At 42.4% G+C, this 23,053-nt stretch carries 24 protein-coding genes; 20 read left to right on the top strand and 4 right to left on the bottom strand.

Translation table 11 applies throughout. The features are described from left to right. Positions 1-8: 8 nt before the first annotated feature. From flgK to BUA78_RS06925, 16 genes are all read left to right on the top strand, one after another. Positions 9-1,508 carry a flagellar hook-associated protein FlgK gene (gene flgK, locus BUA78_RS07000; RefSeq protein WP_072912452.1) on the top strand — a complete coding sequence of 500 codons (1,500 nt, stop codon included), beginning with the start codon at positions 9-11 and terminating at the stop codon, positions 1,506-1,508. 3 nt (positions 1,509-1,511) lie between these two features. Beyond that, positions 1,512-2,486: a flagellar hook-associated protein FlgL gene (gene flgL, locus BUA78_RS06995; RefSeq protein WP_084082336.1), complete on the top strand. Its 975-nt coding sequence runs from the start codon at positions 1,512-1,514 to the stop codon at positions 2,484-2,486. 85 nt (positions 2,487-2,571) lie between these two features. Further along, positions 2,572-2,925 (top strand): flagellar protein FlaG, encoded by a 354-nt coding sequence (locus tag BUA78_RS06990; protein ID WP_072912450.1) that lies wholly within the window; start codon positions 2,572-2,574, stop codon positions 2,923-2,925. Between the two features lie 149 nt (positions 2,926-3,074). Continuing rightward, the gene (locus tag BUA78_RS20815) at positions 3,075-4,943 is read left to right on the top strand and encodes a flagellin N-terminal helical domain-containing protein (protein ID WP_072912448.1); all 1,869 of its coding nucleotides are present in this window, start codon (positions 3,075-3,077) and stop codon (positions 4,941-4,943) included. 77 nt (positions 4,944-5,020) lie between these two features. Next, positions 5,021-8,122 carry a glycosyltransferase gene (locus tag BUA78_RS06980; RefSeq protein ID WP_072912446.1) on the top strand — a complete coding sequence of 1,034 codons (3,102 nt, stop codon included), beginning with the start codon at positions 5,021-5,023 and terminating at the stop codon, positions 8,120-8,122. 39 nt (positions 8,123-8,161) lie between these two features. Then, a complete protein-coding gene (rfbF, locus tag BUA78_RS06975; protein WP_072912444.1) occupies positions 8,162-8,941 on the top strand; it encodes a glucose-1-phosphate cytidylyltransferase in 780 nt (259 codons plus the stop codon). A gap of 1 nt (position 8,942) precedes the next feature. Further along, positions 8,943-10,025: a CDP-glucose 4,6-dehydratase gene (gene rfbG, locus BUA78_RS06970; protein WP_072912442.1), complete on the top strand. Its 1,083-nt coding sequence runs from the start codon at positions 8,943-8,945 to the stop codon at positions 10,023-10,025. 6 nt (positions 10,026-10,031) lie between these two features. Next, entirely contained in the window at positions 10,032-10,934 is a 903-nt protein-coding gene (locus BUA78_RS06965; RefSeq protein WP_072912440.1) for an NAD-dependent epimerase/dehydratase family protein, read from the top strand. A gap of 45 nt (positions 10,935-10,979) precedes the next feature. Next, positions 10,980-11,180, top strand: a complete 201-nt coding sequence (locus BUA78_RS21040; RefSeq protein ID WP_139257282.1) for a hypothetical protein — start codon at positions 10,980-10,982, stop codon at positions 11,178-11,180. Next, positions 11,119-12,309: a methyltransferase domain-containing protein gene (locus tag BUA78_RS06955; RefSeq protein ID WP_072912438.1), complete on the top strand. Its 1,191-nt coding sequence runs from the start codon at positions 11,119-11,121 to the stop codon at positions 12,307-12,309. The genes BUA78_RS21040 and BUA78_RS06955 overlap by 62 nt, the downstream gene beginning before the upstream one ends. A gap of 235 nt (positions 12,310-12,544) precedes the next feature. Then, positions 12,545-14,065 (top strand): glycosyltransferase family 2 protein, encoded by a 1,521-nt coding sequence (locus tag BUA78_RS06950; RefSeq protein WP_139257280.1) that lies wholly within the window; start codon positions 12,545-12,547, stop codon positions 14,063-14,065. Between the two features lie 43 nt (positions 14,066-14,108). Continuing rightward, the gene (gene rfbC / locus BUA78_RS06945) at positions 14,109-14,654 is read left to right on the top strand and encodes a dTDP-4-dehydrorhamnose 3,5-epimerase (protein WP_072912432.1); all 546 of its coding nucleotides are present in this window, start codon (positions 14,109-14,111) and stop codon (positions 14,652-14,654) included. A 13-nt stretch (positions 14,655-14,667) separates the two neighbouring features. Continuing rightward, a complete protein-coding gene (locus tag BUA78_RS06940; RefSeq protein ID WP_072912429.1) occupies positions 14,668-15,939 on the top strand; it encodes an FkbM family methyltransferase in 1,272 nt (423 codons plus the stop codon). Between the two features lie 115 nt (positions 15,940-16,054). Next, a complete protein-coding gene (locus BUA78_RS06935; RefSeq protein WP_072912426.1) occupies positions 16,055-16,348 on the top strand; it encodes a hypothetical protein in 294 nt (97 codons plus the stop codon). A 217-nt stretch (positions 16,349-16,565) separates the two neighbouring features. Further along, complete coding sequence (gene fliD, locus BUA78_RS06930) at positions 16,566-18,470, top strand: flagellar filament capping protein FliD (protein WP_072912423.1); 1,905 nt, start codon at positions 16,566-16,568, stop codon at positions 18,468-18,470. A gap of 17 nt (positions 18,471-18,487) precedes the next feature. Beyond that, a complete protein-coding gene (locus BUA78_RS06925) occupies positions 18,488-18,664 on the top strand; it encodes a YjfB family protein (protein WP_139257278.1) in 177 nt (58 codons plus the stop codon). Between the two features lie 72 nt (positions 18,665-18,736). On the opposite strand, the gene csrA is transcribed toward BUA78_RS06925, so the two are convergent. Then, complete coding sequence (csrA, locus tag BUA78_RS06920) at positions 18,737-18,973, bottom strand: carbon storage regulator CsrA (protein WP_072912420.1); 237 nt, start codon at positions 18,971-18,973, stop codon at positions 18,737-18,739. Then, a complete protein-coding gene (locus BUA78_RS06915) occupies positions 18,973-19,383 on the bottom strand; it encodes a flagellar assembly protein FliW (protein ID WP_072912417.1) in 411 nt (136 codons plus the stop codon). Before BUA78_RS06915 ends, csrA begins: the two co-directional genes overlap by 1 nt. 145 nt (positions 19,384-19,528) lie before the next feature. Here BUA78_RS06915 and fliS point away from each other — a divergent pair, with 145 nt between their 5' ends. The 3 genes from fliS to BUA78_RS06900 are packed head-to-tail and all read left to right on the top strand — an operon-like array spanning position 19,529 to position 20,697. After that, complete coding sequence (gene fliS / locus BUA78_RS06910; protein WP_072912414.1) at positions 19,529-19,927, top strand: flagellar export chaperone FliS; 399 nt, start codon at positions 19,529-19,531, stop codon at positions 19,925-19,927. Further along, positions 19,902-20,315, top strand: a complete 414-nt coding sequence (locus tag BUA78_RS06905; RefSeq protein ID WP_175548982.1) for a hypothetical protein — start codon at positions 19,902-19,904, stop codon at positions 20,313-20,315. The genes fliS and BUA78_RS06905 overlap by 26 nt, the downstream gene beginning before the upstream one ends. A 13-nt stretch (positions 20,316-20,328) precedes the next feature. Beyond that, positions 20,329-20,697 carry a flagellar protein FlaG gene (locus BUA78_RS06900; protein ID WP_072912408.1) on the top strand — a complete coding sequence of 123 codons (369 nt, stop codon included), beginning with the start codon at positions 20,329-20,331 and terminating at the stop codon, positions 20,695-20,697. A gap of 182 nt (positions 20,698-20,879) precedes the next feature. On the opposite strand, the gene hepT is transcribed toward BUA78_RS06900, so the two are convergent. Both hepT and mntA read right to left on the bottom strand, forming a co-directional pair. Then, a complete protein-coding gene (gene hepT, locus BUA78_RS06895) occupies positions 20,880-21,296 on the bottom strand; it encodes a type VII toxin-antitoxin system HepT family RNase toxin (RefSeq protein WP_072912405.1) in 417 nt (138 codons plus the stop codon). A 6-nt stretch (positions 21,297-21,302) separates the two neighbouring features. Further along, positions 21,303-21,689, bottom strand: coding sequence for a type VII toxin-antitoxin system MntA family adenylyltransferase antitoxin (gene mntA / locus BUA78_RS06890; protein WP_175548981.1), 387 nt, complete (start codon positions 21,687-21,689; stop codon positions 21,303-21,305). A 126-nt stretch (positions 21,690-21,815) separates the two neighbouring features. Here mntA and BUA78_RS06885 point away from each other — a divergent pair, with 126 nt between their 5' ends. Next, complete coding sequence (locus BUA78_RS06885) at positions 21,816-22,898, top strand: aminotransferase class I/II-fold pyridoxal phosphate-dependent enzyme (RefSeq protein ID WP_072912400.1); 1,083 nt, start codon at positions 21,816-21,818, stop codon at positions 22,896-22,898. The last annotated feature ends 155 nt before the right edge of the window (positions 22,899-23,053 follow it).

Raw genomic sequence — 23,053 nt, 5'->3', positions numbered from 1 at the left:
GGTATGATATGGCAATAGGAACTTGGCTTGGATTGGAAACTTCCCGCAGAGGTGTTGCAGTTCACCAGAATGCCTTGGATATAACAGGGCAAAATTTAGCGAATGCCAGCACACCCGGCTATTCCAGGCAGGAAGCGGTGATCAGGACTACCGATCCCTACACCAATCCGACTCTTAACAGCTCCTGCACACCGGGGCAATTTGGCACTGGTGCCACGGTGGATTATATTCGCCGGATAAAGGATGAATATCTGGATAATAACGTTCGCAAGGCGAATACCGACAGTGGCTACTGGGAAGACCAGATTGCTGTGTTGCAACGGGCTGAAGCCTGTTTTGCCGAGCCTGCTAATGATGGAACCAGTAAAAAAATTGTAGAGTTTTTTAAGAGCTGGATGGATCTTAACAATAACCCCTCAGATTTAGGAGTTAAATCTGCGGTGGTTGAACTTGGCCATACCTTGGCAACCTTAATGAAAGCTAATTACAACCAGCTTGACAGCATTGAAAGAAGTGTAGCCACTATCTCAGGCACCACTGTTGAAAGCGGTATGCTGGTTGACCAGGTAACTCGCATTAATACTATATTAACGGAAATTGGCAGTGTTACTAAATCCATCCAAAGAGTGTATGAGGCGGGCCAACAACCCAATGATCTTTTAGACAGAAGAGATGTGCTGCTGGAGGAACTAAGCCATTACGGACCCGTTCAAATCAACGACGGCAGCACGAAGGGCCAACCCAACGGCGCTTTGGAGGTAAAGTTTTTTGGGGAAACTGTTTTTAAAGACGACGGCTCCGAAGCAGTTGTTACTCTAGAAAAACTGTCCTTATCCTATGATGTTGTAAACAAAGAAATACGGCTAGGACTGTCTGCTACGAAATCAATTAACTTAACGAAGAAGGAAGAGATACCCTCTGGCAACAAGTTCGGGGAATTCGGCTCCTTGCTGGGGTTAGAAAATAGCAGACAAATCATTATGCAGCAAAAGATTGAGTTAAATAGCATTGCTGTCGCCCTGCGGGATTCAATTAAGAAGTCCAATGAGACAATTAATACAACGAATCCCCCCCTCACAAATCCTTACCCGGAAACAGTTCCGACACATCCCGATTTTTTTGTAGGGGATTTGGTTAACGGTGATTTTGGGGTAAAGGATGTAATTAGAAAAGATCCTGGTACTAATATAGATGGCTCCCGGGCGCGTTTTATCGCGGAACTGAGGGACAAAGATATCCCTGCGCTTAAGGATAATACCTTCAGCGACTATTACAGTCTGTTGGTTACCCAAGTGGGTAATGGTGCCAAAAGCGCCGACGATATGGCTGGTAACCAGGAAGCCATCAAGAGACAAATTACCAACCTGCGGGATTCCGTTTCCGGAGTACAAACAGATGAAGAACTAACGAAAATGATGCAGTTCCAATCCGGCTTCCAAGCTTCGGCCAGAATGATAACCACCATCAACGAGATGTTAGATGTCATTATTAACCGCATGGGGGTGTAAGCAGTGCGTATAACCAATAACTATATGACTAGCAACATGGTTAATAGCATTCAGAAAAATATGGCCAGGGTAGCCCGCAGCCAGGAACAGCTGGCCTCCGAATCACGCCTGTTGCGTCCCAGCGATGACCCCAACGTTTTAGGTCAGTTTTTAGGTATTAAAGGTAACTTGATCTATAATGAGCAATACCAAAGAAACTTGGACGATGGTCTATCCTACATGGGTATGAACGATGCTGTGCTTGGCACTACAGGGGATCTCTTGACGAAAGCCTATGAATTTGCAGTACAGGGAGCCAACGGTACCTACGAGGAAGATAACAGAAAAAGCATTGCTGAGCAAATTGACCGCGCCATTGATCAACTTGTGGATCTAGGTAATTCTTCCGTAGGCACTAAATACATTTTTGCCGGCTCGAATAGTGGTGCGCCACCCTTTAAAAGAATCGGAGACGAAATATTTTTCACTGGCTTCATGGACGATGTGGTACGGGAAGTAGCAGCCCATACGGAATACCCCATTAATGTTCATGGTATCTCAACCGACCCCGATGTTCCCGGTACCTTCGGGGCAGGCACTAAGCTACCTGCGGGAACTGCGCCGCCGCCCCTGGACACGTATACCGGAGATGTTTACAAGGTTGATGCCGGTGTTTTTCAGGCTTTATTTGATTTTAGAGACCGACTGCGGGCCAATGATCAAGCAGGTATGCAAACCAGTATCGGCGAACTGCAAAAGGTATCTGACCAAGTAATGCAAAAACGAGTCTTTGTGGGGGCGCGGTATAGTCACTTTGATGCCCTAAGCGATCAACTGCTGGATCAAAATATTAAACTGGAGGGCAGCCTGGGCATAATTTCTGATACCGATAAACCCAAGTTGTCTATCGAAGTGGCAGACCAGATCGTTACCTATCAAGCATCCCTGGCTATTGGCAGTCAAATTTTAAAATCTAGTTTGCTGGATTTCCTAAGATAAATTTTACTTTTTTCTATTATAGAAATGTGTATTGTACTCTGTAGGGGCGAGTCCGATGTGTGTTCGTTAAAGGTGGGTGAGGGATATGAAGGTTGGTGCCGGTGGACTGCAATCCCTAATTATCAATGATCTGGCTCGAGCCGTGGATAACACTAGTAAGCCCAGGGCTGGCCTGCAGGAAACCCTGGTTCAGGCACAGGGACAGGATAAAAACCAACTGAAAGCGGAGTTAAACCGAGCAGTGGAACGCTTAAATCACCTAGCACATAGCCTCAACTACCCTATCCAGCTGGCGGTTAAGGAACCGCCCTCCAGGCTGCGGGTAGTTCTGAAAGATAAAACCACCGGTCAGGAAAGAGAACTCGACCTGGAGGAATTAGATAAGCTGGCTGCCCAACTGGAAGGGGCTAGAGGACTTCACCTGGATAGCTATACTTAGAATTTAGATGCAAAAAACATAATTTACCCCTAAACTTTATCCGGTAAACTACCGAAATAAATAACAGAAAGCAAATCCGGGCGGCCGACCGGAATAAGCTTTTATCGCAAGGATGCGGTAAAGAATATAGATTCATGGAGGAATGAAGGATGAGAATTAACCACAATATAGCTGCGCTGAATACCTATCGCCAGCTGAACATCAACACCACCGCAGGTGGACGTTCTTTAGAAAAACTATCTTCCGGTATGAGAATTAACAAAGCCGGTGACGATGCTGCCGGTTTGGCGATCTCAGAAAAAATGAGAAGCCAGATCCGCGGTTTGGATCAGGCTAACAGAAACTCCCAAGACGGTATCTCCTTAATCCAAACTGCAGAAGGTGCTTTGCAAGAAACCCACTCCATGCTGCAGCGGATGAAAGAGCTGGCTGTTCAGGCTGCTAACGGCACCAACACTGCCGACGATCGCGAAAAGATCCAGTCCGAAATGAACCAGTTAACCACTGAAATTAACAAAATCAGTAACACCACCGAGTTTAACACCATGAAGCTTCTAAATGGTGGTAGTGCCTCCTCCTCCGCTGCTGCTGGCGGTCCTATCCCTAATGCAGTTATACATGGCGGTATGAATAAGGTGGAAGCCGTTACTGCACAAGTAGATCTCTCTGTTGGTACCAACGGTATTTTAGCTGCTGATGCCGACATGGCAGACGGTGCCCAATTCACCTTTGAAATTAACGGTAAGAAACTGACTATTACCTTACAGGCCGAGACCAGTGCTGGAGTATTATCTGCAGGTAGTGCTAGTATTGCCGCAGGTAGCAACAGTGCGTCTTATTTTGTTAAATTTAATGCTAGCAAAAACGTAACTGCCGCTGAACTTGGATCTGCTTTGAAGGCAAGTATTGCAGAATTGCTATCAGAGAATAAGTCAGCAGATGGTACTGCATTATCAAGCCTATATAAAGTTGGCTTTACGGACGGAAAAGTAAATATTTCGGCTAATGCTGCTCTCGAAGGTGATACCATTAAGTTTACCTCTGAGGTACCGGTAGGCTTTGATGAAAGAACTTTCTCTATCCAAACCAATAATGTTGGCCGTGCCTCGGTATCTGCTACTTCTGCTCAAGCTACCCTTGATTTTACCGGTAAAACTGGCTTTGATGTAAACGGCAGAACCTTTAATTTTGGTGGTGCTGACTATGTGTTCACCGATGACGCCAGCAAGCTAGATACTGTTACCACCAAATATGTTAAGTTGAATGATATTATGGATAATGGAGCAAGTAAGGCTCTCAAGGATATTACTGCTTCAGAGTTAGCAACGGCGCTTAAAAACAAAATTAACGAAAGATCTTACGGTAAAGACACTGATCCTACCGGGAAGGTCGAAGTTAAAAATAGTGGTAATACCGTTACGTTTAACACTACACGGGCAGGTGAAGAGGCCTTAAAAGGCTTCAAAGATTACTTTGGCTTTGCCGGATCCGGCGGTGGCGGCGGTAATAAGTTTGAAGCGATCTTCCAGGTAGGTGCCAACGAAGGGCAATTCTTTGCCATTGATATCCGCGACATGCGCGCCAAAGCCCTGGGTATCAGCGGCGGTGCCAATCTTTCTGCTACCGGTCAAATTAAAGAAGGTGCCCAGGCGGCTACCTTTACCAAGACGGCTGGTGTAAGCGCCACTGGTGTGGATAAAAACTTAAATGAAGCAGCCCTGGATATCGGTACTACCGAAAAGGCTTCTGCAGCCATTACCGTTATTGATAACGCTATTAAGACCGTCTCTGAGGAACGTTCCAAAATGGGAGCTTACCAAAACCGTTTAGAGCACACCATTAACAACCTAGGTACCACCTCCGAGAACCTGACAGCTGCCGAAAGCCGTATCCGCGACGTAGATATGGCCAAGGAAATGATGGAGTTTACCAAGAACAACATTCTTACTCAGGCTGCTCAGGCTATGCTGGCTCAAGCCAACCAACAGCCCCAAGGCGTATTGCAACTGCTCAGATAATACATTTCCAGCCAACAAAAAACGGGGGCCTAGCCCCCGTTTTTTTATCAAAAAAGTTATGTGGAGGGTATACTACCATGAGATTATCTGCCTGTTCCATCGTAAAAAACGAAGCAAAAAATATCGCCCGATCCATAGAAAGTTATAAGGATGTGGTAGATGAAATTATCATCGTAGATACCGGCTCCACGGATAATACGGTGGAAATATGCCAAAGCTTAGGCGCCAAGGTGCTGCATTTTGAATGGATCAATGATTTTGCCGCAGCCAAAAACTATGCACTGCAACACGCCCAAGGGGAATGGATCCTATTTCTTGATGCAGACGAATGGTTTGTCCCGAAACTAAATGACGACCGTATCTTTAAAGTCTTGGACAAAGTGGAAAAACTGCCTGATGTAGTGGCGATTAAAACCACTTTATGCAATATTGATGAAACGACTGGTTTTATCAGCACCAAAAACTCATGCGCCAGAATTCTCAAGAATGGTTCCGGTGTACATTATGTGGGAAAAATACATGAAGATATCAGAAGAAATGGTCAACCTGTCCACACGGCTACCCTGGAGGAATTAGAGATTTATCACTGTGGTTATGCCCAGGGGAGAGTCGTAGGCAAATCACACCGAAATTTAGAGATTTTATACGATATTTATCGAACAGGTAAAGCGGATACAGCCACCTATTTTTACCTCTGTCGTGAAAATGCGCTAATTAATAATTATAGTGAAGCCTTAAAGTTTTATGAACTGTTTTTTCGGCAAAAAAATTGTGAACAAGTTATTCTATCGGCCAATATTTTTGTTAGTATTTATGAACACGGTATTGATATTAAACAAAATAACATGGATAGATTTACTTTCCAAGATATTCTAACAGATATCGAAAGTGCCATAGAAAAATACCCGGATATACCGTCTCATTATCATTTAAAAGCTCTTCATTATTACAACTTTGGTTTTGATTTTGACCAGGCCTTGGAACTTTTCGAAAAAGCGATCAGCTTGCATAAAGAATATAAAGGGCCTTATATTAATTCCTTTGCCAAGTCATTGCCGGAGGCCTATTGGTATATGGCCCAGATTTACAGAGCAAAACATAAGCAGGATAAAGCTTTTGACTATCTCGTATTATCGCTGCAGGAAAAACCATTGCAGGACGGCTCCTTTCAAGAACTGTTACAGCTGATTCGGAATCAGTCTGATGAGGATGTCATTCTATTTTTAAATAGTTTATACGATAGCAAGAATAGAGATCATGTCGGATTTTTAGCCAAACAACTGATGCTTTCCAGGCTGCATACCGTTTTTTTATACTATGCCATGAAATATAACCAAGAATTTGACGGACAAGATGAAACCACCTATGTAGCCATGATTTTGGCCAACCAAGAAGAAGCGGCCGTGGAGACCGCTATGACCGCCTATTTTAACGCTGGTAAGGAAGACGACAGATATTTTGCTGCCCTGGCGATGTTATGTAAAAAGAGAATCGATCTTTATGAAAAATATAGGTCGTCTCTAAATCCCGCATTTTCCACCATTCTCAATAAATATCTGCATGATCAGCCGCTGGAGCAGACCTCCAAAGAGGAAATTGCAGCCTTCTTGCAGTTATATCGGTATATGTTTTATGTGGGACAAGCCGATGATCTGGCCAAACTCGAAAGCTTCTTTGCAGAACAACCCATGGAAGTTGCCGCCGGTATCATGGAGTGTTATGTCTCCTACAAAGATCATACAAAAACCATTGCTTTGGCCCAAAAATGCTTACAAGACTTTAAATCCGAACACTTCAAGACCCAAATGAAAAAACTGCTTGCCTTTAGCTATTATTTAGTGAAGGACTATGCCAATGCGGTAGATTGCTTTAAAACAGCCCTGGAAAGTAAGGACATTGATATAGATCGTAATATTGTTACTTATCTCAGGCTAATTAGTGAAGCTAGTCAAGACAATCTTATTAGTCTAAAGGCACAAAAATTATATGATAAATATGCACCTATTTTTAAAGAGTATAGAGCCTTTGCTGATATGGTGAGAACAGGCAAAGTTAGGGATATTTCAACCACTGACGATCTGAAAAAAATACAAGAATTGAATCAAGAAACCTTTGGTCAGTTAACTAAGCCAGATGCTGTAAAACTACCGGAATTGGTACTCAACAATTTCTTTGCCCTGGTAGAAGAGTATGTGGAGAAAGACTTGGATATTAGTGCTCATGTCATTATTCTCCGCCTGCTGAAGCAAGAATTTAAAAAAGACATCCTGTACTACCGGTTAGGAGAAATTTATACCAGATTACAGAATCCAGACATGTCCTTATATTGTCACGAACAGGTTTTTATCGTAAACGCAACCTTTGCCGAGACCTTACTAACCGATCCGTCCAACGAGAACCGCCATTATATTTACCAGCCGGTGGAAGGGATACAGGTAGAAAATTGTCCCCTTTGCGGCAGTTTTGCCAAACTTCATGCAGTCTACAATACCATTACAAATCCTGAATTTTCCTCTAAGCAATCTGCCATTAAGGCATGGCGTTATTGTATCTCTTGCAACCATTTATTTGCAGCCCAGCGGCCTAAGGAAGTTTCCTACGAACTGGCAGAGGAAAAAGCAAGTTCCATGATTAAAGGTATGGCCAAAGAATTAATTCATTATCAGGACACCGTGAGCGAGATCTGTTCCTTAGCGAAAGGTAATTTATTTTTGGATATTGGCAGCGGTAGTGGCAAATTGATTGCCGTTGCCTTAGAATATGGTTTTGAGGCCGTTGGCATTGAGCCAATCGAACAACTGGCACTGCAGAGTCAGAAAACCCTAGATACCACCATTTATAACTGCACCTTGGAAAACTTTGAGAGCAATACCCGCTATGATGTAATTTCCCTAGACTGTGTATTGGAAAATCTAGCAGAACCCCAAACAGTTCTAGGAAAAATAGAGGAACTATTAAATAAAGATGGCTTACTCTATATCGAAACCCCCAACTTTGCCAGCGCCTACGCCCGAGTTATGAAGGACAAGAGCTGGACAGTACGATCCGGCAGGATAGTAAATTACTTTTCCAAGCAATCTTTAGAAAGATTGCTTACAGAACATGGATTTACCTTAATTAACTACCGTATGTCTAAACGAAACAATGGCTACATGGAAGTTTTTGCCCGTAAGTGCTAAAAAGTTGGTTCATTAAGGAGTTATGAAAGGAGTGCAACAATGAAGGTTGTTATCCTGGCGGGTGGCCTAGGGACACGTATCAGTGAAGAATCGCATTTGAAGCCCAAGCCGATGATCGAAATCGGTGAACGTCCGATTCTATGGCACATTATGAAATACTACTCCGCTTACGGTTTCCATGAATTTATTATCTGCTGCGGCTACAAGGGCTATGTGATTAAGGAATACTTTGCCGACTACTACCTGCATGGCTCGGATGTGACCTTCGATTTCACAAACGGCGGCAACATGATTGTCCACTCCAATGCTTCTGAACCATGGAAAGTGACAGTTGTCGATACAGGCCTTAACACGCAGACTGGTGGCAGAATTAAACGGATTCAAAAATACATCGGTGAAGAACCATTTATGTTGACCTATGGCGACGGCGTAGGGAATGTCGACTTGAATGCACTTCTCGCTGAACATAAAGAGCGTGGGAATATGGCAACGCTGACAGCGGTGCAGCCAAGCGGACGTTATGGGGTACTAGATCTTGACGAAAACAAAAATTTGGTTGTTGGCTTCCGTGAAAAAGCACAGGAGGACACCAATTGGATAAACGCAGGGTTTATGATGTTGGAACCCGGAGTTTTCGATTACATAGACGGCGATAGCACGGCATTTGAGCGTGAGCCCCTGGAGCGTATGACCCAGGGGGGCAAGCTAGGTGTGTATAAGCACTATGGCTATTGGCAGTGCATGGACACGCAACGGGATAAGGGTGCTTTGGAACACTACTGGAACAGCGGCCAGGCACCGTGGAAGGTGTGGGTGTAGCTTGAATTTTGAACTTTTGAAGAAAGTTTACTCTGGCCGGACGGTATTCCTAACAGGTTGCAGTGGTTTTAAAGGTGCCTGGCTGTCGGTATGGCTCACAACGCTGGGAGCTAGGGTTGTCGGGTATGCCCTTAAGCCGCCGACGGAACCGTCTATGTTTCATGCCTTGAAACTAGATCGGCACATTATCAGTATCGAAGGAGATGTGTGCAACGGGGCCGCCTTGACGGAGGTGTGTAAAACCTATAAGCCAGAGGTCATCTTTCACCTAGCCGCGCAGCCGCTGGTGCGTTACTCGTACCTTGAGCCTAAGGAGACCTTCGAGACCAATGTCATGGGTACTGTTAATGTATTGGAAGCGGCTAGGCAAATCGAAACAGTGAAGTCGATTGTGGTGGTTACAAGCGACAAATGTTATGAAAACCGGGAATGGGTTTACGGCTATCGGGAAACCGACCCCCTTGGCGGCTATGATCCCTATAGTGCCAGCAAAGGCTGCACGGAACTTGTTGTGTCAGCCTTTCGCAATAGTTTTTTCACCGACAGTGGGATCGGCTTGGCTTCCGCTAGGGCAGGGAATGTTATTGGCGGTGGCGACTGGGCGACAGATCGCTTGCTGCCTGATTTTGTCCGGGCAGTGGTATCCAATAAACCAATCCACATCAGAAATCCGCATGCTATCCGCCCGTGGCAGCATGTGTTGGAACCACTGTCCGGTTATCTGATGCTGGGATCGCTGCTCTTGGCTGAGCCGGAAAAGTACGGTAGCGCCTGGAACTTCGGCCCCAGAGATACTGATGTTTTGTCGGTGGAAGAGATTCTGAGGTTAGCAATTGATGAGTGGGGAGCGGGAAGTGTAGAAACAGAGGCTCTTAAGCAGCCCCATGAAGCGACTTTGTTAAAGCTTGATATCAGCAAAGCTGAGGCATATTTGCGTTGGCACCCGGTCTTTTCCTGCCGTGAGGCCATTAAGCGGACAGTTGCATGGTATAAAAGGTATTATGAAGATTCGCCGGGCGATATGTTCTCCTTTACTGTGGAGCAGATCAAGGAATACGAACAGCTATTGCAATTGCGGAGTTGAAATAACATGAACAAGGTACTTGTAACCGGAGCTACCGGTTTTATTGGCTCGAATCTGGTAAAACGATTACTAAAAGATGATGTCGAAGTCCATATCATTACCCGTATTGCTTCCCAGGTAGAGCAAAGTGCTATTAAAGATCTACCAGTTGTGATTCACCGGCATGACGGCACAACGGCAGGAATAATACGAATTTTTCAAAAGGCACAGCCCGAAGTGGTTTTTCATCTGGCTGCCAAATTTGTGGCCGAGCATGAGAACCGGGATATAGAGGAACTAGTGAACGGCAACCTGTTGTTTGGCGTGCAGTTGTTGGAAGCTATGGCGGCAACCGGGGTCAGGCAGCTCGTCAATACCGGAACGGCCTGGCAGCATTTTGAACAGGAAGCCTATAATCCGGTCAATTTGTACGCGGCGACCAAGCAGGCTTTCGAAACGCTGGCCTCTTACTATGTCCGAACTGGATTCTTGAAGATGATTACCCTGAAGCTATTAGATACCTACGGCCCTAATGATCCCAGGGGGAAATTATTTGCATTATTCGAGCGTGTAGCCTCTAGCGGCGAGCGGCTGAAAATGTCGCTCGGTGAGCAGCGCTTAGGATTTGTCTATATTGACGATGTGGTGGATGCCTTTGTGCTGGCAGGGCGAACTGTTGAAGACTTGCCGAAGGGCGACTTGACTTCATACACCATTGCTCCTGAGTGGCTGTGTTCTTTGCGGGAAATCGCAGGTTTATATGAAATGGTCAGCGGCAAACACCTGAATATCGGCTGGGGAGAGCGGCCCTACCGCCGTCGGGAAGTTATGGAACCGTATGTTGGCACTAAGCTGCCCGGCTGGGAGGCAAAGGTTGGCTTGGTGGATGGGATAAAGAAGTGTTTGGAAGGCTGTGGTTTTAAGCCATGAGAGGTGTGTGAAAGATAAAAACTCTTTTGAAGATGAGTTTTAGATATTGAGCCACGATCGGGAGAATCAAAATGTCGATTTTGTTGTACCCAGTTAACAGATACTATGGTCGATTTGGGAATGTCGCCTTTATCTAATTCGTATTTAACTGTTGAGCAGCTTAACGTGAACGGAGAGATGAAGTGTGGAACAAAAATGTCCCGTGTGTGGTGCAGAACAAAATTATTCACTGCTGACAAGAGATGAAATACCTGTTTTTCAAAACATAGTAATTTCAGAGCAAGCTAGAGCGACTCAATTTAAAGGAGGAAAACTCTCGCTTTTCGCTTGTGAAAAATGTGGGTTTGTTTATAATCGTGATTTTAATGCGAAGAAAATTATTTATGATCAAGCATATGATAATTGCCAGCTTCATTCAACTTATTTCAATAACTATGTGGATGGTTTGGTTCATCGTATAATAGAAGATTATAAAATTAGAAATTCGCGAATTATTGAAATTGGTTGTGGTCAAGGGGAATTCTTAAAAAGATTAGTAGAAAATAAGGCATATGGTAATTGCGGGTTTGGATTTGATCCTAGTTATCGGGGCGAGGATACAATTCTTGATGGCCAACTTGTTTTTCAAAAAGATTATTATAGTGAAAAATATGCGAATATAGATGCTGATGTTATAGTATGTAGACATGTAATTGAACATACTTCTGATCCTGTTGCCCTATTGAGGACTATTCGTAAAGCGGTACGCAACAAGGAAGGAGTATTATTATTTTTCGAGACTCCTTGTGTCAATTGGATATTAGATAATCAGGTGTTTTGGGATTTCTTTTATGAACATTGTTCATATTTCAATGAAAATTCGATTAGGACTGTTTTTTCTTCAGCTGATTTTATCATACAAAAAATTAATCATATTTTTGAGCGGCAATACTTATGGGTCGAAGCCACTCTTAGTTTAAATGGTTTAAATGATGGAAGTAATATTTCCCCTTCTCAATTCTCTTGGATGGAATTCAAGGAGGGTATTGATAATTATGTTTCAAATGAAAACAAGATGGTTGCTAATTGGCGTAGCTATATCAGTATGTTGCATAAAAAAAAGCATAAAATAGCTATTTGGGGAGCGGGGGCAAAAGGTGTTACCTTTGCTAATTTGATTGATCCCAATCGTAATATCATTGAATGTGTTATTGATATAAACCCCAATAAACAGGGAAATTATATCCCGGGGACAGGCCACTTAATAACGGATGTAGAAACGGCCGCACAGAAGGGAATAACACATGCTATTCTGATGAATCCCAACTATATCTCGGAAATACAAGAACTAATCACACAAAAGAATATACACATCCAATTAATTGAAAAAATTTAGTAGATTTTGGGGGTTAGTTTTGAAGATTACCATTGATGATGAACAAAGGATTGCTTTATGAATAGGTCACTTAAAACCTACCTATCAGAAGGATATGACCTAAGAAAAGTGGAGTACGTTTCAAGAGAATTAACTGATTCAATAGGGAAATAAAACTTGTCATGAGTGACATTAATAAAATGAGGCAGGTTGAGTGGGAGACGGAACTGACGAAACAAGCCTGATTTAGGGAGGAGTGAAGCAAGTGAAGAGTGACTACTATATTGAACCCATTGTTATAAATACAGATACGCTCATACCATCTTCAGCATCTGACAATATGTGGGAGAACCGGAAAAATGCTTATTTTATGTACGACACGTCGGATGTGCCTACATGCTCCATTGTTGTGCAGGGATATAACCGCTTGAATAAGACGAGGTATTGCGTAGAATGTATTCTGAAACATACTCAGGATGTGGATTACGAACTCATCCTTGTTGACAATGGTAGCGATGACGAGACGGTTGAGTTTTTTCAGTCGGTACCATACAGAAATAAAAAAATTATTCGTGTGACACAGAATCGCGGAATATTTTTACCGTTTAAATATTTTGTGAATATATTCAAAGGCAAATATCTTATCATGATACCCAATGATGTTTATGTAACACAAAACTGGTTAACCAATCTGCTGAAATGTTACCAATCTGACCCGAAAATCGGCTTTGTTGTTCCCGTTTCTTCCAATGTGTCTAATTTGCAGCAAGTCAATCTTGATTTTTCTGATTTTGCTGATATGCAGAGAAAAGCTGCCGTATTCAATCAAAGCGATCCGTCTAAATGGGAGGAGCGAATGAGGCTTATCAGTCTAGTTAGCTTTTTTTCCCGAGATGTTTTAGATAATGTTGGTATATTTGATACCGCTTATTCCCATGATTTTGCCGAAGATGATCTTTGCGTCCGCATCCGGCGCATGGGCTACAAGCTTGTCCTTTGCCGAGACACCTGGATTTGTCATGACCATAATCTGGAGAACAGAGATCCGGCGGCATACCAGGCCAGCTTACAGCAAGGACGCGCTGTGTACGGCCAAAAATATCATGGTCTTGACCCCTGGGATGATATAATCAACTTTGAGCCAACGCTGCTTGAGCCGCTTGATGCTGCCAGATTACCAAAATCGGTAAAGGCACTGACCGTTGATGTACGCTGCGGTACGCCTATCTTAGAAGTGCACAACCGCTTGAAACGGCGAGGAATCACAGACGTTACATCATATGCCTTTACTACGACGGCCAAGTATTATCTTGATTTACAGACAGTGGGTGCCGAAGTTACCTGTGACAGAATTGACTTCATCCAACAGCATTATATGAACGATACATTTGATGTTGTCGTACTTGGTGAGCCTATCAATACCTACCCCATGCCGATTAGACTTTTGCAAACTCTATATAGTTTTCTTAAGACTAGCGGTATGCTGTTGTTTAAAGTCCGCAACACCGATGATTATCGGGCATTTTTACGTTCTATCGGCATGGAAGTGGCATCTGATCCGGATTTGCCTGCCAGCACACCATTAAACGAAGTCCTTGCCTGTCTAAAACTTTTCGGTGCTGTTGATTATACTATTTCCGCTGATACGGAAAATCTATCCGCAGCCGATGGGCAATTCCTGATGGACAAGCTCAAGGCGGCCAACCAGAACGCCGATCAGTCAACGCTAAACCGGTTGTGCGTCAAGGATTACTGCATTAAGGCCATCAAGAGATAGTATTCTTAGTAAGCTATATTAAATGTAAAAGGGAAGCGATGCAGTGAAAATTACATCAACAAAAATAGCAGGGGCTTATCTGGTAAAGCGTGAGCCGTTTGCCGATGAGCGGGGAACATTTTCCCGTATGTTCTGCCGCCGCGAACTGGAGGCAGCAGGATTATGCGGTGATATCGCACAAATGAATTTGTCGACCAATCTAAGCAAAGGCACACTGCGGGGATTACATTCTCAAGCTGGCCAGGCGGCGGAAGACAAGCTGGTAACCTGTGTACAAGGTGCGGTATTTGATGTATGTGTGGATGTTCGTGAAGGTTCACCGACCTATGGGGAATGGATCGGCGAAACACTTTCAGCGGAGAATGGGCTTGGTCTGTATGTTCCGAAAGGTTGCGCACATGGGTATCTGACTCTGACGGACAATGCGCAGGTGCTATATTTGGTGACAGAGTATTATACGCCGGATACAGAAGTTGGCTACAGGTTTGACGATCCGGCGTTTGGGATAGTATGGCCAATAATGCCGCCATATATCATGAGTGAAAAGGATAAAAATTGGGGGCATATAAGTCTGAAACAGGGAGAATGAGGAGGTGGTACCTATGGCGGCACAGGAAATACGGCAGATAATATCAGTCTTAACTGCGGCTAATGATGGTATTGATTATTTGGCCGATAATGGTATTACGGGTAATGAGTATCTTGTTGATGACATTTTAGAAGCTGTTTCAGCTTGTCTTACGCATCTTGAGTCGGTTGTCTTTTATGCTGGAAGGGTTCCAGATGCAACGCAGGTGCTAAATTATATCGGCAAATTAAAATCTGAGAATTGCTTTGCAGAATTAAAGCCATTGTTTGATGCTTGGTTTGAGGATGTAGTTGTATTACTGGTATCGGACAAGTATCATAAAAAACTGTTGCCTAATTCCTTTCACAACAGTGTGGATACCGAGTTTTTCTACTATATGGAGTTTGTTAAGAAGACAAGCTTTGAAGGCTTATGCCAATTTGCTTTTGAAAACCTAAAGAAAATTAAAGAGCAAAATGAAGCGTTATATCATGATCTTACTGTGAAATACCGGGGATGGTATTTTGAGAACAATGTTCTTGATGGTCTAAATGGTGTTAATAATTCGTTGTTAATAAATCGGATGAAAGTTTTAAAAAGTCGGGTGGCTGATTTCGAATGGTTTTATGGTAGACTGTGCGATTACCGATCGAAAAATGTTTTAAATGCTATTATCAATAATTGGCTGACATTTTCTACTGAGGGAATAGCAAAAGCTGGAGATAATATATTTCCAGGTAATTTTGATCTAGATATCATCAAGTATCAAAAGGACGAGGTATTTGTTGATGCTGGAGCATATATTGGCGATACAGCAGCCTCTTTTGTCAATACATATGGGCGTAATTATAAACGAATTTATACCTATGAAATTTCCAAAGAGACATTTGCTGTGTTGGAGAAGAATCTGGCACCACTCAACAACGTGGTCAATAATTGGAAGGGTGTATCTGATAAGCGTGGCGAAATGTATTTGAATGGTGTGGCGGGTCCTTTTGAGGGCAATAAATTGGGGAACAATGGCCTGTATAAAGTGGAAATAGTTCCTTTAGATGAAGATATCAAAGAAGAAATTACTTTTTTAAAAATTGATGTGGAAGGCGTTGATAAAGAAGCGCTTCTTGGCGCCCAGCGTCATATCAAAAATGAGCATCCTAAGATAGTAGTAGACAGCTACCATAAGCTCGCCGACATTGTCGATATACCGCTGCTGATTAACAAAATGGATCGCTCTTATCACTTTTATTTGCGGTATCCGCCATCTGAACTATCTTTTGCAATGGCTTATTGTATATATGCGGTATAGTAAAACTAATGTCTGGTTGACCAAAAAAATATTTTATCCTTACTAATTTTAGTAGTTTTGTTTATGATTGAGAAATTATTGACAGACAGCCTTGATAGAGGGGCGGAGGTATTGTGTGATTCCACATTTGAAAGAGATGCTCAACTACATTGTTTTAAGCATAGAAAAGGGCGATACTTCCGCTGCCATGCGGGAAATCGCCCTTTTCACTGAATTATTTGATCAGTTTCTCCAGCAGAACCAGGTATACATCTTCTCCCAGGAGGTCCAGAACCTGAATAATTGTATTGGCCGGATGATGGATTACCTGGAGCGGGGTGATCTGGTTAGCTTAAAAGAGGTAATAACAAATTCATTTATGGGCTACCTGGACAACTGGGACTTCAATAACCATAAGTATACCAATTAGCCTCAACTTTGGCGTGCGAGTAAGATTACTATGTTACACTCAATAAATTATAATTAGGTATTATTTTGCTATCAAGTGTCACATAAATAGTAATTAGAGCTTAGGTGGTGTCTCTGTTCTTATTGATAATAATCTTGGGACATAAATTAGTTGTTAAGTTTTTTTCTAAACCACCGATTATACTATTTAGAGGTCCAGTTAGAAAGGTGGTATTGCTATGTCCATTAACCGTATAGGCGGTTTGGTTTCGGGAATGGATATTGACCAGATAGTTCGTGATTTAATGAAAGTCGAGCGGATGAAAGGCGATAAATTAGGCCAGCAAAAACAGATTTTGGAGTGGCAGCAGGAAGAGTACAGAAGTATGAACTCTTTACTCAGAAGTTTTCGGGATAATTTTGCCTTTAAAATGAGATTATCCTCTACATTTCTTACCAAGCTGTCGTCTTCTTCCAATAAAGAGCAGGTTGGTGTCACGGCTAATCCAGATGCTGTACCCGGTACCCGTACCATAAAAGTGGACAGATTAGCCCAGGGGGCATCCGTAACGGGGGCGAAGATAGGCTCCAGCGACCGTAAAGATACCTTAAAAAATCAGCTTGACGGACTGCGGGGAGTTTCCCTTGAGGATAAGGAAACTCTCAAGATCAATGATACTGTTTTTAAATTTGATACTAAATCCCATAATATACAGGACATCGTACAACGTATCAATAATCAAAAATTTGTCGGTGTATCGACTTACATCACGCAACAAGCGGTGGATACAGATGAAGAAAATGGTATAGCAGGTCAGGCTCAAATACAAACGCTAGAATTTACTGACAGTAGTTTGGTAAATGGGTTGGTTATAAAAATTGGCGACAAGTCGGTAGGGCTTTATAGTTCGAAAAACTATACCGATGATACTGTAGCTAAGGCAGTTCTAGGGGTAGATTTTGTCTATAAAATTGAAGACTTAGGCCAAGCGCCATTTAGTGATAAATCATCTGAATTAGTGAGTCATATTAAAGAGGATCTGGTGTCCACAGGAGCAGAGCTTTCTATTAATGCAGCAAACCCCAGGGAATTAACCATTACCTCCCTAGAGGTGGGTGGTCAGAAAGCTGTATCGGCTAGCATTTCCGGCGGCAAAGAATGGACAGTACGTGCCTCTTATGACCAAACGCTGGATCGGTTTTTTCTGTCTACCAATAAATCCGGTGCGGATCAATTTATCCAAATAGAGGATGGTAACCTAGCGAAAGCTTTAAACCTTACTTCCGGCAGTACTGTTGACACGAGGGATGCTGATATAGCCGGGAAACTGCCTGCAGATGTTACTTACAAAACCGGTCAAAATGCCAAAGTAGAGATAGACGGTTTAGTTATTGAAGATTACACCAGTAACCAATTTACACTAAATGGTGTGACGTATAACCTTTTCAACACAACCGACCAAGCGGTGACGGTTACCGTTAGCCAGGATACCGAAGGGGTCCTCGGCACGATTAAATCCTTTGTGGAGGAGTACAACAAGCTTCTTGAAACTATAGAAGCCAAACTGAATGAAAAACGCTACAAGGATTATACCTGGCCCCTATCGGATGAACAAAGGGAGAAACTTACCGATGATCAGGTAAACCAGTGGAAGGAAAGAGCCCGCAGCGGTATGTTGCGTAATGATGAGACTCTGCGGCAGATTAGGAATCAAATGCGGGTGGCAGCAGCAGAACTTTCTAAAATCGGTATCACTACCACTGCAGAGTATACAACCGGTAAGCTGGAGATTACGGAGCAGGGCGAAAAAAAGCTGCGCCAGGCGCTTGAAAATGATTTGACCGGTGTGATGGATTTATTTACCAATACTAGTAACGGAGTTGCACAGAAGTTATCAGATAACGTAAGTTCTAGCATATTAAAGATTATGGAACAAGCCGGTGCCAGTGGTAATAAGACCGATGACGATAGCTTTCTTGGTAAAAGGATTGATGATCTAAATGATAGGCTTGACGATTGGGAAAAACGTCTAGAGCAGGTAGAAGATCGCTACTGGCGGAAGTTTTCAGCCATGGAGTCGGCTCTCAATCGATTAAACCAGCAAAGTGCCTGGTTAACACAGCAGTTTGGTGGCGGAAGCTAAAATAGGAGGGCTTTATTTTGGACATTGCAGCATTATCCATTACTAAAAACCAAGTTCAACTTCAGCAGGATATTGGTGTTGCTGTTATAAAGAAAGTAATGAATGCAGCGGAAGAGAACGGAAACCTTATAACCCAGATGCTGATGAAAAGTGAAAATTCAATGCCCCAGACTAAATTAGATTTGTACGTTTAGACCTCAGATTGACAACTCAAAAGGGTAATGTCGCAAAATAATGGTTTTGTGACATTACCCTTTGCTTGTATACTACTTCTTGCCAGTACCTTTAATGAATTGGGCGAGATCCTTAATTACAGATTGGGGAGAGACAGCATTTTTATTTTCCTGCTCAATAGCTTTTAACAGTTCGCTGCGAAAGACTTGAATATTTTTGGGAGCATCGATACCAATTTTAATGTTATCTCCGCCAATATCCAGCACTGTAATGATGATGTTATCACCAATGTGGATGGATTCGTTCTTCTTTCTGGACAGAATCAGCATTATTTTTCCACCGTCCCCTGCAATAAACTTTTAAGGGGTTCCCGAATATGTAAAGCAGGATCATTTAGAACCACCTGCATCCCTTGGCTCAGGGAAATATTGATAATCACCGGTGCTTGCAGGTTAACGGTGGCTTGCTCTAGGTCGCCGTTTATGGTAACGATGTTGAAGACAGCCACATCCTCTAACCGCTTAATTGAGAGTGCCTGCTGGATTGGTTCTGGCATAGTAAATTCATACTGTTTTGTATATTGAAACGGGTTGATACAAAGAAAACAAACATCGGGTTCTTCGGTCGATTGCAAATAATAGAGTTCTGTTTCTGCAAAGGCACGGGTAATGCTGAAATGTTGAAGGTTCTCGAACCCTGGCAGTCCGTGTTCAAAAAAAATTTCAATGGATTTATCCATAGTAAGCTCATCCCCCAAACTGACTTGAAAGTATTTATCTCTAATGTATCATAATGCACTTAAGAATAGCATAAAACAACCGAAAAAAATTATAGAAATGCAAAAGCATCCGGCATGTTAGATTGAAAGGATGGAGGAGAAGTAAATGATTGCCAAGGACCCTTATAAAAATTATCAGCAGAATGCCATCATGTGTGCCGGTCCTGAGGAATTAACCACAATGCTTTATAACAGGCTAGTGAAGGATTTAAAACTGGCCCAGGCACATACAGCTCAAAAGGAAATACAATTATCCCATAACTGCATTACCCATGCACAGGATATACTGAATCACCTCATCAACACCCTGGATACCAGTATAGAAGTGGGGCAAAATCTAGAGCAAATGTACGATTATATGAACCGTCGGCTGGTGGAAGGGAATTTGAAAAAGGATGTAGAGATTTTACAGGAAGTAGCCGGATTTGCTGAAGAAATTAGAGATACTTGGGTACAGGCTATTAAACAGGCGAAATTAGGTGCTTCCGATGCAAGCAATGGATAAACTCTACCTCGATAAGAAAGCCGCGGTACAGAAGATGCTGGAGACTACCATCGAGATGTCAAAGGATATTTCTGATGAAGATGTAAATAATTTGGATATGCATCTGGCGAAGCGCCAGGAACTAATGAGTAAAATTGATGAAATTGATAGGGAAATTACTCTGCTTGAAGCCCCCGAATCGGAACAGGTTAAGAATATAAAGACGGAAATTAAAGGGATGATCAAGGAAATTATTGATTATGATGTGCGGTATAAAGAGAGTCTATCTAGAGCCCAGTTTTTGATGAAACAAAAACTAAAGGAAGTTAAGACCGGAAGGGTCATTAACCAGGCCTATTACCCGCAGCAAAAACAAAACAACGGTTATTTTATAGATAATAAGAAATAGGAGGTGAGGAAGGATGGTAGAAGGCGTAAGTTCGATTGGACCCACTCAGGATTATTTCCAACGTATTATAACCAAGGAAGCAGTTGTACAAGGAACTACTCCCGGAGAAGAGCTTCCAAATTTTTCTCCAGATTTTCAAGAAGTGTCGGGAGAGTTTGGTAAAGAGCAAATTCAGCAGGCTGTTGGTAAAATGAATAAAACTATGGAAACCTATAATACTGAATTGCGTTTTAAGTTCCATGAAGAGAGTGGCGAATATATAGTAAAGATTATTAACCCTAAAGATAATTCTGTAGTCAAGGAAATTCCACCGGAAAGAGTTTTAAATATGGTGGCTTATTTCAAAAAAATGATTGGACTGGTAGTGGATAAATTTGCTTAATAACTAACGAAAAGAACCAGAACTTGCACTGGTTCTTTTTTGTGTTATTGAGGTGCTTTCCCTTTGATAACGTTCCAGCTTGGCCATAATTACTTTGGCCAACAGCTCGGTTTCTTTGGGATCCTTATGATTTTTACGTTTTTTCTGGAATTAATAATTGATTTAGGTTAATTTTTCCACTATTATAACCTACTTAGGAAGGATTGAATGTTTTTAATAAAAAGGTGAAAATCCTCAAGGTGATTTTCCAGTATTTTTTGCAAAATACCTAGATTAATGGATTGATAATCATGCACAGAAATATTACGAAAACCAACCATCGCTTTTAATCGATCTGCTATCTCTTTTTCAATAAAGCCGTTTTCAAATAACATATCAAAAGCCTGCCTACTTGTTTGAGGGAGGCCTAAATTATTTTCTGCCACAAGATGCATCGCTAAGTCTATACAAGCTTCACAAGCTCTTTGTAAGTTCAAAATAATAGAGTCTTGTTTCGTGTAATTTTGCAGGTTTTGCATATTGCCTTGATACTCTTCATGGATTCTCCTAATACAACGTTCGATAATTTGACTTTTATTGAGTATAACATCATCAATCATGAGAATTTATCTTCCTTCCAGTCTTTTTAAAACACATTCCCTTTCCTGGTTTAATAGGGTGTATTTTTTTAGAGTTAATGCATGAAAACGTAGTTTCCTAGCAAAATCGGAACAATAGATGACAGTACCAGTGTTCAGTACCTGGGCTTGAAAAACGGTTGAAGCTTTATCTAAGTCGATGAGGTCAACTTCCCGGTTTAACAAATCGGCAAGTTCCTGAGATAACATAAAAACCTCATAATCATCAAGTTTTTGATTACTTATAAAAGCTAGATCTATATCGCTATTATTTCTTAAATGACCCCGCGCAGCTGAACCAAAAAGAATGATAAGATAGGGGGATATCTTTTTCTTTAAAAAATCTTTAATTAGGTCTTGTTGTTTCTCATCCATGAACAATTCAATTCACCTACCTTATAGAATATTATATGCTTACTGGTTTTTAATTCCAAGTCCAAACAATTGGTTTTGGTATATAATAGGATTTGACAATTTTTCGCATAGTAAGGAGCCATACCTATGAACAAAAGAGAACAAAAGGTACAAGAATTTGAAACTGCCTTTGCCAAGTATATAGGTGTCAAATATGCGGTGGCGGTGGCCAACAGCACGGCTGCTCTACATGCTGCTTTATATGCAGCAGGGATTAGCCATAAAGATGAAGTTATTTTATCACCGCTGGCCCACCCGGAGGTGGCCCATGCCGTTCGTTATCTGGATGGTATACCCATTTATACGGATATTGATCCAAAGACCGGCTGTCTGGATCCGGAGGCAGTGCGGTGGCGCATTTCTGCCAATACCAAGGCTATTATTGCCACCCACTACGCCGGGTTTCCCTGTGACGTAGAAGCTCTGGCCAAGGTAATCGAAGAAAAGGAGATTGTCATCATTGAAGATGCCTCCCGGGCTTTAGGGGGCATTTGTCAAGGGAAGAAAATAGGCACCCTCAGCTCGCTTACTATATTCGATTTTTCTCACCCCCAGGGAGTATATACCGAATTGGGGGGCATGGTGGTAACGGATTCGGCAGAGTATGCTAGCTGGCTCCGGTTATTTCGGGATACGGGTATGATGTACAACCATGAGGAATTGGTGAAAGAGGAGGGGCCTTGGCATTTTGAAGCCCAGGAGATTGGTTTTAACTATCGTCTGACCAGTATGCAGGCAGGTATGGGCCTGGAGCAGTTGGCCAAGGCAGAACACAAGCTGGCAAGACGCAAACAAATAGCAGCCCAATACCATACGGCATTATCAAGCCTTGAGGAGATAGAATTGCTGCAGGTTCCCAGCCAATGTGAGCCTGCTTGGTATACATTCCCAATCCTATTACATGAGAAGTTGATGGAAAAACGCAAGGAGCTTGTGGAAGAACTTTTACGGCAAGGTATAGATGTAGATGTTCAGTTTTATCCGATTTATTTGCATCCTATTTATCTATGGCAAGGGCACCCGGATATATGCACCATTGAAGGGCCATTATGTCCCAAAGCAGAGGAGTTTTACCAAAGGGTAATTAATTTATCGACCTACTGTAGGGAGTTAACAGAAGATGAAATTGCTAAGGTTATCAATGTACTGGTAGCGATCTTGAAGAAATAAATGAGTATCCTGAACAAGGAAATATAGGACTTAAGTCCTGTAACAATAATGACCATGGTCATATGGAAAAAGATGGACACTGGGCAAAAATTGACATAAAATAAAGGCAGTTGACGCATTTCTACAAAAAACAATTGTATTGTCGATAAAAAGCG

The sequence above is a fragment of the Desulforamulus aeronauticus DSM 10349 genome, from assembly GCF_900142375.1.
In the GTDB taxonomy this organism is placed as follows: domain Bacteria; phylum Bacillota; class Desulfotomaculia; order Desulfotomaculales; family Desulfotomaculaceae; genus Desulfotomaculum; species Desulfotomaculum aeronauticum.
Note: the sequence above shows the minus strand (reverse complement) of the source record. Positions and strands in the feature narration are given on the sequence as shown.

Bases quoted from the DNA above. Each gene is read 5' to 3' on its own strand.
- fliS (WP_072912414.1), top strand. From the start codon at position 19,529: ATGATTGCCAAGGACCCTTATAAAAATTATCAGCAGAATGCCATCATG.
- mntA (WP_175548981.1), bottom strand. From the start codon at position 21,689: ATGGATGAGAAACAACAAGACCTAATTAAAGATTTTTTAAAGAAAAAG.
- BUA78_RS06915 (WP_072912417.1), bottom strand. From the start codon at position 19,383: ATGGATAAATCCATTGAAATTTTTTTTGAACACGGACTGCCAGGGTTC.
- csrA (WP_072912420.1), bottom strand. From the start codon at position 18,973: ATGCTGATTCTGTCCAGAAAGAAGAACGAATCCATCCACATTGGTGAT.
- BUA78_RS20815 (WP_072912448.1), top strand. From the start codon at position 3,075: ATGAGAATTAACCACAATATAGCTGCGCTGAATACCTATCGCCAGCTG.
- fliD (WP_072912423.1), top strand. From the start codon at position 16,566: ATGTCCATTAACCGTATAGGCGGTTTGGTTTCGGGAATGGATATTGAC.
- BUA78_RS06900 (WP_072912408.1), top strand. From the start codon at position 20,329: ATGGTAGAAGGCGTAAGTTCGATTGGACCCACTCAGGATTATTTCCAA.
- BUA78_RS06980 (WP_072912446.1), top strand. From the start codon at position 5,021: ATGAGATTATCTGCCTGTTCCATCGTAAAAAACGAAGCAAAAAATATC.
- BUA78_RS06885 (WP_072912400.1), top strand. From the start codon at position 21,816: ATGAACAAAAGAGAACAAAAGGTACAAGAATTTGAAACTGCCTTTGCC.
- BUA78_RS06965 (WP_072912440.1), top strand. From the start codon at position 10,032: ATGAACAAGGTACTTGTAACCGGAGCTACCGGTTTTATTGGCTCGAAT.
- hepT (WP_072912405.1), bottom strand. From the start codon at position 21,296: ATGATTGATGATGTTATACTCAATAAAAGTCAAATTATCGAACGTTGT.
- BUA78_RS06940 (WP_072912429.1), top strand. From the start codon at position 14,668: ATGGCGGCACAGGAAATACGGCAGATAATATCAGTCTTAACTGCGGCT.
- flgK (WP_072912452.1), top strand. From the start codon at position 9: ATGGCAATAGGAACTTGGCTTGGATTGGAAACTTCCCGCAGAGGTGTT.
- rfbF (WP_072912444.1), top strand. From the start codon at position 8,162: ATGAAGGTTGTTATCCTGGCGGGTGGCCTAGGGACACGTATCAGTGAA.
- BUA78_RS06990 (WP_072912450.1), top strand. From the start codon at position 2,572: ATGAAGGTTGGTGCCGGTGGACTGCAATCCCTAATTATCAATGATCTG.